The sequence below is a fragment of the Rosistilla carotiformis genome, from assembly GCF_007753095.1.
GTDB lineage: Bacteria > Planctomycetota > Planctomycetia > Pirellulales > Pirellulaceae > Rosistilla > Rosistilla carotiformis.
In genome coordinates this window covers 531993-546838 of the sequence record NZ_CP036348.1, presented here as the reverse complement: position 1 = coordinate 546838, position 14846 = coordinate 531993, and the positions used below count along the sequence as shown (strand labels likewise).

General features: G+C 55.5%; 12 protein-coding genes. 4 read left to right on the top strand and 8 right to left on the bottom strand.

The window, feature by feature from the left end:
• Window positions 1-172: 172 nt before the first annotated feature.
• The 4 genes from Poly24_RS01995 to Poly24_RS26815 form a co-directional block, all read right to left on the bottom strand.
• The gene (locus tag Poly24_RS01995) at window positions 173-1864 is read right to left on the bottom strand and encodes a glycosyltransferase (protein ID WP_145089733.1); all 1692 of its coding nucleotides are present in this window, start codon (window positions 1862-1864) and stop codon (window positions 173-175) included.
• Between the two features lie 59 nt (window positions 1865-1923).
• Window positions 1924-3084 (bottom strand): WG repeat-containing protein, encoded by a 1161-nt coding sequence (locus Poly24_RS01990; protein WP_197452254.1) that lies wholly within the window; start codon window positions 3082-3084, stop codon window positions 1924-1926.
• 106 nt (window positions 3085-3190) lie between these two features.
• On the bottom strand, window positions 3191-3676 hold the full coding sequence (locus Poly24_RS26820) for a hypothetical protein (protein WP_197452253.1): 486 nt from the start codon (window positions 3674-3676) through the stop codon (window positions 3191-3193).
• Complete coding sequence (locus tag Poly24_RS26815) at window positions 3669-3842, bottom strand: hypothetical protein (protein WP_197452252.1); 174 nt, start codon at window positions 3840-3842, stop codon at window positions 3669-3671. The genes Poly24_RS26820 and Poly24_RS26815 overlap by 8 nt, the downstream gene beginning before the upstream one ends.
• 649 nt (window positions 3843-4491) lie before the next feature.
• On the opposite strand from Poly24_RS26815, the gene Poly24_RS01985 reads away from it, so the two are divergent.
• The 4 genes from Poly24_RS01985 to Poly24_RS01970 all read left to right on the top strand — a co-directional run bounded on the left by Poly24_RS01985 (window position 4492) and on the right by Poly24_RS01970 (window position 8060).
• Window positions 4492-4719, top strand: a complete 228-nt coding sequence (locus Poly24_RS01985; protein ID WP_197452251.1) for an addiction module protein — start codon at window positions 4492-4494, stop codon at window positions 4717-4719.
• Window positions 4712-5002, top strand: coding sequence for a type II toxin-antitoxin system RelE/ParE family toxin (locus Poly24_RS01980; RefSeq protein ID WP_145089723.1), 291 nt, complete (start codon window positions 4712-4714; stop codon window positions 5000-5002). Before Poly24_RS01985 ends, Poly24_RS01980 begins: the two co-directional genes overlap by 8 nt.
• Before the next feature lie 641 nt (window positions 5003-5643).
• Window positions 5644-7203: a 2-isopropylmalate synthase gene (locus Poly24_RS01975; RefSeq protein WP_145089720.1), complete on the top strand. Its 1560-nt coding sequence runs from the start codon at window positions 5644-5646 to the stop codon at window positions 7201-7203.
• A gap of 56 nt (window positions 7204-7259) precedes the next feature.
• Window positions 7260-8060: an NYN domain-containing protein gene (locus Poly24_RS01970; protein WP_145089717.1), complete on the top strand. Its 801-nt coding sequence runs from the start codon at window positions 7260-7262 to the stop codon at window positions 8058-8060.
• 96 nt (window positions 8061-8156) lie between these two features.
• Here Poly24_RS01970 and Poly24_RS01965 read toward each other — a convergent pair whose 3' ends face one another.
• From Poly24_RS01965 to Poly24_RS01950, 4 genes are all read right to left on the bottom strand, one after another.
• Window positions 8157-9128, bottom strand: a complete 972-nt coding sequence (locus Poly24_RS01965) for a hypothetical protein (protein WP_145089714.1) — start codon at window positions 9126-9128, stop codon at window positions 8157-8159.
• A gap of 123 nt (window positions 9129-9251) precedes the next feature.
• Window positions 9252-12254, bottom strand: a complete 3003-nt coding sequence (locus Poly24_RS01960; RefSeq protein ID WP_145089711.1) for a DUF4838 domain-containing protein — start codon at window positions 12252-12254, stop codon at window positions 9252-9254.
• A gap of 337 nt (window positions 12255-12591) precedes the next feature.
• Window positions 12592-13062, bottom strand: a complete 471-nt coding sequence (locus Poly24_RS01955) for a hypothetical protein (RefSeq protein WP_145089708.1) — start codon at window positions 13060-13062, stop codon at window positions 12592-12594.
• A 304-nt stretch (window positions 13063-13366) separates the two neighbouring features.
• Window positions 13367-14713: a hypothetical protein gene (locus Poly24_RS01950; RefSeq protein ID WP_231753415.1), complete on the bottom strand. Its 1347-nt coding sequence runs from the start codon at window positions 14711-14713 to the stop codon at window positions 13367-13369.
• Between the last annotated feature and the right edge of the window lie 133 nt (window positions 14714-14846).

Here is a 14846-nt window from a genome sequence, read left to right as displayed (position 1 = left end):
GACAAGCGATCGCAATCAAATCGCCCCCAATAACGTGACCACCCCAACTCTCATTCGCGGACAGATACGGCTCCCCGTTTACTGCCGCCCCATGGGGCGAAGCTCCAGCCCATGATCCCGCAGCCAGGCCCAACAGAGCTAGCCTGGCGGGCCGTATCTACACCAAAGCGATCTAGCCTGCCTGAATCGGAAGCTGCTTCAACTGAGACGCAAATTGTGTCGCAAACTGATCCCACGTTCGCACAAACGTTGCCTGCATCGCTTCGATCGCCTGCAAGTACTTCTGCTGGTGAACGTCGGCAAGAATCGCATCCATCTTAGCCTGCAGGGCGTAGTGCCCACACAAACGGTCAAACACCGCTTGACTACTAAACGCTTTCATGATGAACAGACGGTTGAAGAACGTGTCGCGATAACTGACTTTGAACGACGGTTTGCGATCGGTAATGTTCTTGTAGTAGTGATAGATTGCAACGAGTGGATCGGCCAGCGCGACACCACCAAGCATGTAATTCTTGAGCGATATCTCTGCATCGGTCCCTCCCCACCAGCGGACGTGCTCACTGAAACCACCGATGGAGTCAAAGTGACGACGGCTGGTGAACATCAAACCACCGGGACAGAGTGGTGTTTCATAAGCCGTTTCGAAACGACCAAGTCCGTAATAGTGCCACGTGGTTCGCGCGCCCCAGTCGCGCAGCGTATACCCAAACTGCTTTGATTCGATATTGGGTTCGCCGAGATTGTCGACATTCAAGATGTTCCCGCTGACCAGGCAACGATCACCATGCTTGCGCGATGTTTCCAACAGATGATCCAACCAATGATCCTGCACCAAAACATGGCTGTCTAAGAAGCATAAATAATCACCCGAGGCGGCTTCCGCCCCAGCGTTTCGGCCAACGATACAGCCGACGGCTTGACCTGTTCTCGATTCATCGTGGTCGCCTCGTGGTTTTCCCCAGTCGGGAATGCGTTCTACGGGCAATTCACAAGCCGAAACGACGTTCACCCCATCAAGATTGCGAACCACATCCACGCTGCCATCGGTCGACGCATCATCAAAGATCACGATCTCATACGCAGTGTCCGATTTTGCCGCCAACACGCTATGGACGGTCCGCTTCAACCAATCCCCTTCATCGTGCGTCGGAATCACCACAGAAACGACGGGCCGCGACGAGCCTTGCAGCCGGGAAACCGGTTTGCCAGCGCAAGCAACTTCCATCAAAGGATGCTGTTTTGGCGGCACGTCAGACTCCGCACTGTCGCCTGCCGTGCGCAGCGACACCGTCGCACCGTCAAAGACTGCCAGCGATGGTTGCTGGCCGATCTCCTCAACGGCTGAACCCAGGTACCGATCACAGCACTGCCGTTCCAAGTCACGCTGGTAGTCGTGAACAAATAAAACACTGCTGTTTTTTGATGCCAGCGAAGCGGCAAAAAGACTCTGTTGTCGACCGGGCATCGTATCGGTATGCCCTTCGGGGCCATCGACGATGATCACATCCCACGGCACATCCAACAGATTCCAAGGCATCCCTTCGGGGGCTGTCACATGATCGCGAACTCCCGCACTGCGAACGGTCGAGTAGTGAACGTGAAAGGACTCGCAAGAAACATCCTGGATCGCGTCGAGCCACTTCGCATGCCGCTCCAGAACAACCGTCCGCCCACCAGGATTGGCATCGACATACATCGCCGTATCGGCCCCAGCGCCAAAGACAAGCACATTGGCGGGCGCGCGGGCGATAATTTCCAACACGATCCTCGCGTACTGGAGCACTAGCATGCCCCCCGATTTGGAAGAACATCGCTGCAAACCATTGGCTACCGTCGCGGCAGAAAAAGCAGGATTCGACATACTTATGAGATAATCGTAGTCTTTTGGGAGAGGGGGGACTGCTTCAATTTCACTTAACTTCACGGCACTCCAGGCCGGTTGCCGTTCGTATCGACATAACCGACTTTGCAATCTCGATCGCACGCCAGCCCATAACTAAACCCATTCCATTGCTTCACATCGCGGCGAGGCAACTTGCTGACAACCTTGCCATCGATTCCATAAATGAAACAAGCCTCTTCCGCGAACTGCCCCTCGGACCAGCGGTTCAGAATGGCGTGACCGGGCCAAAAGCTTGCTCCGACCCCGCTCATTCCTCGATTGGGCTCCACAACCCAATTGCCATCCGTATCGATGACACCAAACTGCAAAACAAACCCTCCTCCCATCCGCGGGTCAGCGAGGTCGGGCCCGCGAAAATAAAGTCGTCCTTGAGCAAACCCGTCAAAACAGGCATTGGGCATATGCCATGAAAGAGGGAACTCACGCAATTCGGCCCCGTCGACATCGATAAAAAAACTTCGCGGGCGATCGTGCTTCCAAACCAATGCCATCCCCTGATCAAACCAAGCCGAAACCCCTTTGTATTGAATCGGCACGGCGACATTTCCATCCAAGTCCAAATAGCCCCATCGGTCGTCAAGACAGACGGGAGCACGCGGTGGGTCGCCAAAGTAGGCTTCAGCATCCTGATACTTCGGCTCGATCACAATTCGCCCCGTGCGGTCCGCATAACCATATTTTTCACCCACCTGGATTGGTACCCGACCAGAATTCATGCGGGCCATAGGGGCTAGTTGAAACGATTCGGTCGGCCGCCATTTACTTTCGGGATCAACAACCATCGCACGATACCGATTGTCTCGGTCGGTAGGCATGAGCGCAAACAGGCCGTCACCTACGTTGTATGCAAAGCGAATGGAGAAGATCGACACCGTAGGCTCGACCCGCTCGGCACCACCTTCGTGACAGTAATACCACGCGTCGCGACTCAACAGCAAAACGCGATCCTGCCCGACAAAGTAGTCATAACTGACAATCGATGCGTTCGCGAACCCTTTGGAGACCTGGGAAAAAGCTGGCGACACAAGCGTCCTTCCATGCCGATCGATCAACCCAAACCCCTTGCTCCCTTTGCGGATGGGAAACAGCGATTTGACCCCAACCGGAAATGCATCGATCGAGACTTCTTCGACTACGGGTTTTGCTTTGGCTGCCGATTTCGGGCGTGGCTTTGCCACCACGGTGCTGCGATCGGAATGATCGCAACCGACACCGAAGAGCAAAGAAACGAAGGTTGCGAGAACCACGATTCTTGTGCGAACGGCGCCTGCTCCGCAACCTCTTCTATTCCGACAGTTCATTTCGACCTTCTTCCAATTCCTGCTCAAGCTGCAGGCATTTCCCTTCACTCTGCTGCAACTGTTCACGCAACGAAGCAACCAATTCAGGATAAGTCGGCTCTGTACCATCAAACGTTTCCGACTCCCGCCCGATATCCCTGCGATATTGCTCCAATACTCGCAACACGTCTCTATTCTCAACAACCCGGACCGTCGCCTCCAAGCCTTTGATTAACTCCGCATCGGTCCCGCCCAGGATCGCAAACAAGCAATGTTCCGAACGCATCACCTCCCCTAGTGCATGTGAACACCCGTCGCGAGCCGCTTCCAATTTGATAATTTTTTGCGATTGAGCGCTGATCTTTCGCTGACCCGCTACAACAACAGATGACAAAACCACGACCAAAAGCATAAGAACTGCGACGACTCCAAGAAGCAACCTTGGCATCCTCCCGAACCTAATAGCGTTTAAACTCTCGGACTCATTCATCGTCTATCTCCGGCCAAATCACATTCAACGAGCCACCCGCATCCGCTTCCACTTTCGGCTTGATGATGGCAAATGCGTCAATCGGGTTATCCGACAGACGCTGTTCTAAATCCAAAAACGCTTGGCGCATCTTGCGGACCAGATGCTCTACGCCGCTAAGCAGCAAGCAAAGAGTTTTCTAGTTTAACCGCGCGGGCATCGCCCCGCGTTTTTCAGGGCCGCGCGGCCCGATGGGCTCGCGGTTAAACGAAAAAATACAATGCGACCTGCTTAATCGTACCGGGGTGCAGGTGCCGCGTTTCGATCCCACCGGTAAAACAAACCGTCTCGCCGATCACCGGAACGAGGTTTTCGTACGGAACACTGTTCCGATCGTCGTCAGCATCCTCGATCCATTCGCCATCCGTGTAAGTAGGAAGAAAAGGAAGAAGGGGACACCCATAAAATGTTGCCCAGCACCTCTGAAGAGATGCTCTCGGCCGCCAAAGGCCCTCGGCTACTCGCGACTGTTCGCGCCAACCGCTCGCCCACACCCAGCCGCTTTCAAACCGCCCTCCCCTGCCCCAATCTCCAGTCGCGAGGACGACGCGTATTCACATTCATTGTGCCGCGTCGCAGGACGAGGAGATTTTGGCAGAATGATTTGTGGCACGAGGCGAAGTCTATCGACTTTGAATCAACCGTGACGAAGAGACTCGCCACTCGCAATCTTTGTTCTGCGAATGAGTCGAACCGCTGAACGAGCTGGATGTGCAACCTGTCGCATTTTCTGTCGTTTCGTCGACGAACTGGGTATAATTCCGTTTATGACCAACATGAACGAAATCTTGACCGCCGCGCAGTCGTTGCCTGCATCGGATCGCGCCCAATTGATCGCAAACCTTTGGGACAGCGTTTCTCCACTTGACTGGGTGCCCCCCGATTCCCAATGGATCACCGAGGCCAATCGACGCAGCGACGCTTGCGACGCGGGTGAAATGACCAGCACACCATGGGCTGAAGTGCGCCAGCGCGCTCGACGCAAGGCTGGCCTGGATGGCTAACGTCACGATCTGTTCGGCGGCAGAGGACGACTACACGGAGTCCCTGAAATGGTACGCCGAGCGAAGCATTGAAACGGCAAACGATTTCGATGCGGAATTCGATCGGGCGTTATCGCAGATCGCGGATGCTCCCGAGCGGTTTCCAAAGTGCGACTCTCGCCATCGCTACTTTTTGCTGCGACGCTTCCCGTTTCGGATTATCTTCCGAATTGAGGGAGCCGACATTGTGGTGGTCGCTGTTGCCCACGGATCGCGGTCTCCCGACTACTGGACTGACCGGTGAGATAACGACTCTTGCAAATGCACCTGCTAATCATCCTCTGCCCAGCAGGTGCTCCGCTGAACGAGACGGTTGCGTCCCCCTGTCGTATTTAGTGTCGACACACGATGACGGGGCGGAACAAAACTTCGGCAGGATGATAGGGGCAGAATAACCAATCGCACGAGGCGAAGTCTATTTGCGCTGCAGCTTCCGCGAAGAACAACTCTCGCTCCCCCCGCTTTTCTCATTCTGCCAGCAAGCATTCTGCCATCGTTCCCACAGCCAGCGAGACGATCCGCAGAACGAGGTGGACCGCGGAGCGATGGCTGGGGGAGCCGCGACGTCCGCGTGGTAATGCGTGTTGTATTAATTCTTCAGAGCGCGAACCCGCCCTGCCCTGCTGCTGTCTTGACCGCAGGGCTTGCCTAGTCAATAATCGAAGCGGCCTCCCGTTCCACCTTATTTGCGACGTCTTCCCAATGACCATCCAACTGCACCTCCTATCGCTATACTTGCGACGCGCTGCCAAGGGCGAGTGCTAGGGGAACGATTGGATTCGCAAAACCGCGAACGTAACAAATCACCAAACCCCGTGGCTCGTCGATGAGCCGCGGGGTTTTTTTATTGGACGAATCCGACTCAGCATTTCCAGGACCTTTTCCATGCCAGTCAACGATAACGAATCGACCGAAACACGCCACATCAAGATCTTCGACACGACGCTTCGCGACGGCGAACAATCGCCCGGCGCGAGCATGAATCTGAACGAGAAACTGGAAGTCGCTCAGATGCTTGTCGAATTGGGCGTCGATGTGATCGAAGCCGGTTTTCCGATCGCGTCGCCTGGCGACTTCGAAGCCGTCCGCGAGATCGCGCAAACCGTTCGCGGCGCCACGATCTGCGGCCTGGCTCGCTGTGCCGAAAAGGACATCGACCGCGCCTGGGAAGCACTCAAAGGCGCTCCACAGCCGCGGATCCACGTCTTCTTGGCGACTAGCGCGATCCATCGCCAGTTCAAATTGAAGATGACAACCGACGAGATCGTCGAACGGGCGATCGCGGGCGTCACGCGTGCCGCCAATGTCTGCGACGACGTCGAATTTTCGCCCGAAGATGCAGCCCGTACCGAACCCGATTTCTTGTGCCGCGTCGTCGAAGCAGCGATCACCGCTGGAGCGACAACGATCAACATCCCCGACACCGTCGGCTACACCACTCCGACTGAATTCCACGCGCGGATCAAAATGTTGATCGACCGCGTGCCCAACATCGACAAAGCCGTCATCAGCGTCCACTGCCACGACGACTTGGGGATGGCGGTCGCCAACAGCTTGGCGGGAGTTCAAGCGGGTGCCGGCCAAGTCGAATGCACGATCAACGGGATTGGCGAACGAGCCGGCAACTGTTCGTTGGAAGAAGTCGTGATGGCGCTCCGCACCCGATCGGACTTCTACAAAGTCGACACTCGGATCAACACTCAGCGCCTGGTTCCGGCAAGCCGATTGGTCAGCAGCACCACCGGAATGTCGGTCCAACGCAACAAAGCGATCGTCGGCCGCAACGCCTTCGCGCACGAATCGGGGATCCACCAAGACGGGATGTTAAAAGAACCAACCACCTACGAGATCATCCGCCCCGAAGATGTCGGATTTGCCAAGACCGACCTCGTGTTGGGCAAGCACAGCGGTCGAGCGGCGCTTGCCGATCGCGCACGCCAGTTGGGTTTCCAGTTGACCGGCGAACAATTACAAGCCGTCTTCGAACGCTTCAAAGATCTGGCTGACAAGAAAAAAGAGATCTACGACGGCGATATCACTGCGTTGATTCAACAACAGATCTCCGGCAACAACCAAGCCGAATGGTCGCTTGTCGATTACGAAGTTCGCAACTCGCGGACCAGCACGCCGACCGTGAAGCTGACGCTCCGCCGCGGCGACGAAGAACACTCGGCCGAAGTCAACCAAGGAGACGGACCGATCGACGCCGCATTTTGGGCGGTTGAACAGATCACCGGCATGAAAGTGGTCTGCAAGGATTTTCAAGTCCACAGCGCCACGCTGGGTCGCGACGCGCAAGGCGAAACGACGCTGGAGATCGAATATAACGGCAAGACCTATCGCGGGATCGGCGTCAGCACCGACACGGTCGAAGCGACGATCCTGGCGATGCTCAACGCCGTCAATCGGATCGCGGCGGAGACCGAAAACGCCTCCGAAGCGTGATCGATACGGACGGCCGCTGAAGGCCGCCCACGTCCCCAACGCTATGGACGATTCCCATGCGTCTGTTAATCGACGGATACAACCTGCTGCACCAATCCGACCTGATGGGGACCGGTCGGGGAGCAGCATGGTTGGAACGGGCGCGGCAGCGATTGATCGATACGATCGCTGCCTACTTGGAACCGCAAGACCTTCCCCAAACGACGATCGTCTTCGACCGTCACTCGGGAAAACGGATCGACGCCCACCAAGTCGACTCCAGCGGAATCCAAATCTTCTATGCCGTCGACCACCCCGAAGCGGACGACTTGATCGAAGACCTGATCGCGAAGAGTTCGCACCCCAAGCAATTGACAGTTGTCTCGTCGGACCATCGGCTTCAAAAAGCGATCGATCGACGCGGCGGGAAATCGGTCGACGCCGACATCTGGTACGAACGACTGCTCGCCGGCCAAGTCACTACCGGTGCGAAGAAAAACAAACAAGGCCGTGGCAATCGACAGGCCAAGCGAGGCAAATCGCACAAGCCCGACAGCCCGCTGACCGACGAACAATTGGCCCGCTGGTTGGATCGGTTTAATGCCGACGCGATCCAAGACGAACTCAGCTCGCTCGCCGCAGAACCTTCGCCAATTCCCGAACCACGCCCCCCTGCCCTGCCCCAGCCCAAAGCAAAGCCAGCTAAAAAAGCAACCAAACAAAAACCGCAGCCCAAGCCACCCAAGAAGCCAGCGCCGCCGCGGAGCCAAAAGAAGCAGCCTCCAACGAAACCGGAGGATCTCAGCAAACGCAAGCTGCAGCAAGAGAACTACAACCCCTTCCCCGAAGGCTACACCGACGACCTCTGGGAGGAATGAGACAACACGCCGCGCGGGAGTCGAGGCTTCCGTATTTCAAAATCTGAAGCTTGCATAGCCTGCAGTGCCAACCAGCCGCGACCTATCGCAGAAACACTAATCCGTCGCCGGCGTGTCTTGAGTTACCATCACCTTTTCGAGGATCAAGCGAGAAGATTTCAGCATCGCCAACTTTGCTCCAGGCGGTGGCTTGATGCCAGTTTTGGTAGTTCCTTCCTCCATGTCTCTGTCCCAAAACAAGTGCGTATATCCCAGGTCTTTACCCGTCAAATCGTAAAACGAAACGGTGACTTTCCCAGCGGTTTTGGAGTAGCCTTTCCCCTTGCAATGAAAAGAATACCTGGCCTGATCGTCCACTGCGAAAAATGAACTTCCGCCGCTCGTTCCACATTTCAACACGGTTGCCCCATCGGACCGAACGTACAGCCGCCCCTCCGAACCTGGATCCCATCCGCTGAGATTGAACTTGCCATATCGAAAATCGGGGTTCCCATTTACCGTCCCCTCCGACGTCTCTCGCTCCAGAACGATCTCATCGATCCAGACCTTCCGTCCCCGCGGCAACAGTTTCAATTGCAGCGTTTCAGCCTCAGGTGGTGCATAAAAGACAGAGACGAACTCGTGCAGTTGCCCCGAGATGATCGAGATGTGATCGGTCCGCATCCGAATTCTTCCATACAACAGAAACGACGTCTCTTCACCATCGTTGTCGAAGAACGTCAATTGGCAGGCAGCAAAACTCTTGCCGCCATTCTTGGCAAGGATCTCGGGCAACCGGTCGTTGGTTTCGACGGTGTCAGAATCGTCGACGGCAGCTCGAATTATGAGCTTGTATTTTTGTAACCGTTGCACGCCGATCGGCTTCAACGCGCGAGCGTCAACATCACCGCCGATGACGAGACAGCGTTGGTTATCAAACACGGGCTCTACCACCAGCTCATCGACCGGGGCGACGAAGTGCTGGAGATCGTCGTCGCTGTCAAAGGGAATGCTCAGCAGAGTTTGTGCGTGCGCCGTTGCGGCTCCCGACAATAAACAGAGTCCGGCGAGTTGTAGGATCGTTTTCATGGGAGCGAATTTCAGGTGTAATTTCAAGATGAAGGCGTCTGCACAACAGCGAGACAGAACGGCCCGCGAGACGAATAACAAACCGATCGCATGACGCAGGAATCAGCGGTCGACTGGGAACAGCTAATCAAACTGAAACGGACTGCGTAACAGTTTGTGCTCGGTGAAGATGCCGCGACCGTCGTAAGTGCTTTCCTCCCGTTTGGCACTCTGAGGATGGACGACCCTGCTGAACTTGCCATCGATATCGATGTTGTCTCGATCCGCGCCGATATCTTTCAGTGGAACCGCCAGCAGCACCGACCAACGCCCTTCTCCTCGATCGTGCTGTGCACGAACCTTGTTATTCCAGGCCGACTCCGCCGTGTTCCAGTTTTTCAGCAAATAAGTTCCGCGATCCTCACCGACTGCCAAATAGTAGGTGTCGGCACCGGACCGAAGTACAATTTCGACGCGATCCCCCTGCGGGAAAGCATCCGACGACTGCGAGGCAACCGTCACCGGATCGTCATTCGCAAAAGCATCGATTTTGAAATACAGATGATCCTTGTCCCGCATCATCGCAACCGTTGTTGGGTACTGCGTCGGCGTATCCTCAGCGAGTGGCTCTGCATTAGCGATTCGCTTGAATCCGCTGATCTCATGAGCCTTGTACCAGTGTGGCGAATCGTATTGGCTCCATTGCTCGGTCGATTCGGGAACCAACGGAACCGGCAGGCGATTGAGTCCGGCAGCGTAGTGGTCAAACTTTTCGAGAACTCGCTCGACCAACTTTTGAGTTTTTGAATCGGTTGCAATCGATCGAGCTTCTAACAACGCGGCCCGCGCACGCTTCTCAACTCCAGGATCGACGATGAACTTCTGGAACAATTCCGCAGCCGGCGTGTGACAATTCACCGTCGTGGGATTGCTGGAATCGTGCCATGAATCGTTGATGATCTGGTAGAACTGCCGCATCGGTTCGGACGCTTCGCGGTAGGTGCGAGTGATGTATTCATCCCGCAGCGCCGCCGGATCCAAAGTCGGATCCCATTGCAGTTTTGCGATCGCCCATTTCTCGCAACCGTCGACATCCCAGCTGCTCGTGTCGGTCGAATCGACAGCAAATCCTTCGCAATGTGCATGGATGCCGCCCATCTCGGCTAGCGCCTCGTAGTCGGGACCGGCTGTGTCGGCCAGTGCGTTGAAACCTGCAGCGTAGTAGTAGCCAAAAAATCCAAACCGGACATCTTGCTCTTCGCTCCACTGTCGCATCCGCCTGCCCCAAACAGCGCCCGGTTCGGAGGGCTGTTCCAAGATGGGATAGCGTTCGTTTTTCGTCGGGTATGCAGCGAAGTGAGGCACGATAGCCGGATGCAGTTTCACCTTGGGCGGCTCGGCGGCAAAAATGTAGGCGTGCGTATGCAGCTCCAGGCCGGGATAATCCTTGACCAACTCTTCCGCCATCCGATTCAGCATCATGTAATTGCGAGTCGAAAAGAAAAGCGGATCTTTGATACTGCTTGTCGCTTTGGGAGCCAATTCACTGCCGTCGGCCAGCGGAATCGGCTGCATGCAATCGGGGCAACTACAGACCTCCCAGTTGTCTCCCACTCGCGAGATAAGAAACTCAAGCTTACGTCCCGGCACACTTTCCAGCATTTCGCGGGCGGCGTCGGCCATGACTTTGGGAACGTCACTGTGCGTGTAACAGGGCTGACGCCACATGTTGCGCAGGCGGTTGCCATTGACCAGCGGGTATAGCGTTTCGTCCTCTTGCTTCAGCCCCATGAAACTCCAAATGTAGCCGCCTCCTGCGCCGATCGTCGCTCCCGACAACCAATTCAGATACTGGAACCCTTTCCCTAATTTCATCGGCGAGTTGCCGCCGTTGCGGCCGATCCAGTCGTGGCTGATCACGGGATTCCGATCGCCACCGGGAAAGGAAATCTGACGCACCTTAAACGCGGGTCGGGAGATTAGATCAGTCTGCGAGAATTCGATTTCGGGTACATGTGAATATACCGCGACGAAATCCGGATGCGGCCGCGGCCAGATGATGTCGGTGTTTTTCTCTAGCAGCGCATGAACGCCAAACAACGTCCCGCGTGGGTGGCTTCCAAATACATGGATCCTGTTTCCGCTGCGGCGGATGGCATATCCATCGGATCCCGCCAGATAGTCGATGTCGTTTTGATATTCCTGTGCCCACTTGGCCCCAAGCAAAAACTTGGTGTTGTCGCGTTGGGAGGGCTGCGCGAGCAGGACCAGCCGTTTGCCGGTAATCTCCCGGATCCAATGACACAGCTCGTGAGCCGCCCGAAGCTCGCGTGGATCGGCTCGGCTGTCGAGCACAACTTCGCCAGGGTACAGCGGAAGATCCGTCTCGTCCGCGACAGCGTCGGCATCAACTGGCCGCAGCCCCACACCCGTGATCGTCTTTGTTCGGTAAGCAGGGATGTGGTCAAAGCTGGTCTGATACAACAACCGAAGATACGCCGCCCGTTCGGGAGTCTTCAGTTCGCGGTGGCGGTTGTAGGGAGCCGGCGTTAGAAGATGCATGTCGGAATCGTAAGCCAAGACGTAGTTTGGCATCGCCGACCCCGCGTCAAAGCGATAGTCCGCTCCGCCAACCACCGGAATGCGATCGGTCAACGCATAACCGTTGTGCTCGATCTTTAAGGCTGTCTTGCCGTCGACTTCGACAAAACGCGTGTTGAGTGTTTCCGACCAACCGGAATAGTTTCCGGCCCCTTCGCTGAAATCTCCGTTCACAAACAATCCATCCAACGTCACCGCCTGCAGTTGCACGTCGCTGACTTGAGGCAGTTTCCCTTCGCCGCGAACCGCAAGATTGACCGTTGTGGCATTCGGTACCGTGCGAAACACATGAACGTAGTGGCTTTGCTCGGGCGTGATCTGTTGCCACGCATCGTGGTGACTGCCCGCGTGCGGGACATCCCCCTGTTCATCGATCGAGTCGAGTAACCAAGTCGCAGATTCGCCATCGACCTCCGCGTCGAACTGCAAGCGATAGCAAGTGTTCGGCTCGACCGCCAAACTTGCAACGATGGTTTCATCCGCAGCCACCATGTTCGCCAACAGGCAACCAAATAAAGCGGCAAAAAAGGGAATGCGTTTACGCATGATCTAATCCGTGGTGTGACTGCGTTTGTTCGGGAGAACTGCAGTTTCTGGGCGATGCGATCTCAATTCCGCACAAGCGAATCGCCGATCGACGGCATCATCAAAGTGCAACCGGAGAGAATCGAGAAGGCTAATCGAACGCACCAGTGATAGCAAGCCGCAAAGGATCGCAGCCCCACGCTAACCGCCGGCGAAGAACGCATTCCTTGCCACAGAGTGAGCTAGGCCCCGTGTCCCCCTTTGCTTCCGACACAGCGTCACGTCGCCTCCATAGCGCTGGTCAAAAACAACGGCTCCTTTAGCGCGCCGGATTGGGTTCGCTTTACACCGCCGAAAATCATTTTCGTCGCGGAATAGCAAGCGTCACGCTGTAATCGCCCGAACCGTTTGGCGAGTCGCAGATGTACAGATCGAAACCGTCGGGCGTATGTTCCAGTGCGATCACGTCGCGACCTTTTCGCTTGGCGATCCATGCCTTGGACAGATCCAAACGAGTTCCGAAATCACGCCACGGTGCCGGTGTTCGATCCAATTTCGTCCAAGGTTCACCGTCGAAGAGAACACGACTCGGGGGCTGCCAGCTTTTGTGTTCGTAACGCACGACACGGCGAGTGAACCGGATTCGCCCACTGCCGTCAAAACGCCCCGAAATTCGCAACAGCTTTGGTTGCGCACTGAGGGCTGCATCGAATGCTGTCGCGTTGTCGCTTCGTTCTGGTGAAGTGCCAACGTCGTCGAGCGACTGTGCGCCGTAGCTCAATCCAGTGGCCACGATTAGACACAACATGATCTGAAGAAACGTCTTCATTCCAGTACCTTTCGATTCGACAAAACGAGTATGCGATTCATCATCCATCCACCGATGGCATGGACTTGACACATGACCGAAGGCGAATGGAAACCAACATTCAAATCAACTTCCGGCGCAGGCACGAATCGCTCTCCTGTTGCCAATCAACCTCCCTCGATCCGCAGCGTCATCTGGTTCGTGGCAATTCCCGGCGTTGCTCACCGGACGCTTCGACTCGTATTAAAAAAGGCTCGGCAGGCAAATGAATCGAGACATCAACGTCCCTGGAACACACGTGATCCACGCGGACCACCATCTCATATCATTCAACCACCACATCTCTTCGTTTCTTCAACCTTCCATATCGGTTCTCGCCTATCAGCCACACTTGCAGCTTCCCTTTGCTTTGAAGCATATCTGCGGGAATGACAACTTTCCCCGCTTGCCGTTCTTGATCGGAAACAAACACGTTGTGTTCTTCGTAGCTGTTTGCGTCGCTCTTAAAGTACACAATGATGACGTCCATGTTTTCGGAGTCGATATCGATCTCCCATGTTTCCCCTAGGGCTATCGCATCGACGGGCATAGTGAAATCAAGATCACAAACAGCGAATTCGCACACCTGGCTGAGCGAATCGTCGTCCAGCACGCAGTGCGCAGTGTAGTCGCCACAAGTTGAAAAAGAGCGTTCGATGACCCCCTTGCCGGGCCGGTTGATTGTTTCAACGACAGTGTCTCCCCGTTTAACAACAAGAGCTTTCACGCCCTGATCATCCCTGTCCATGATGTTGAACTTAACGTCCTGCCCTTTGTGGTAAGGGACCCAATCCCCAAGGTCGAGAAGCAAGACGCGGTTGATCTCTGGCGATGCGGAATCTTCGCGGTAGTTTGGAAACAGAAAGGATTCCGCTCGATTGCCTTCGCGCCAAGCGTCTAAATCGGTAATCCGCAACAATTGTCGCCCTCTAGCGCGAACATGCGAATTGAAGTTTTTGACGCTGCGGTTGTTATTCCGAGTCGTTTGGGGCCAGCTATCCTCGACACGGACGTGAGTTACTTTACCATCGGCGTCCCTGGTGAATCCTGTTATGAGCTCTACGTGTGAACCACCACCTGCTGTCGCCGGCGGCGTGTAAATGACGTCGCCCACTTCCGCGGTTTGAGCCGACGGCGAATCCACCACCCGAACTCCGTTGCGATGCGGCGGGCCATGCAACCGGCTCACATACCAGATGCCGCACTGCAAAGCATAGCTGGTATAAGAAGAACAGACCTTCCCATAGTAGCACTCTGCGTTGCTCACCTTACCACGCAAATTTTCGGTGTAGAGCACGCTACGGGGATTCTCGACTGCCGCCAAAAATGTCTTGAGGAAAATGTCGTATCCGACATATCGCCCCACAGATTTGACACTCGAATAGGGAACACCGGTGTATTCGACTCCTTTTTCGAAATACCCTCCTCGCTTCGGCATTCCGCTGGCGACGGGACTCCATTTCACTCGCGACATGATCCGCGCGTTCTCGACAACTTGTGCCTGCCACGACACGCGACTGCCTGCCGCTCTTGCGTTGGGGTTTGCTTCTTCAGCAGATACAATTCCATCTGCACCGATGCAACTCACCAAAATCAAGGACCAACAAGCAAGACACCGGTACTCAAAGATCATCGGATGATTCCTAGTGGGTTTCAAATCACGCATGCCGGTGGCGGCGAGTTGTCGCCCGTTGATGTGGAGACGACTCCTATTGATTCATTCGCGAGCTAATTCTAACTCGCCAAAGCAACACGTTTCAACTCGG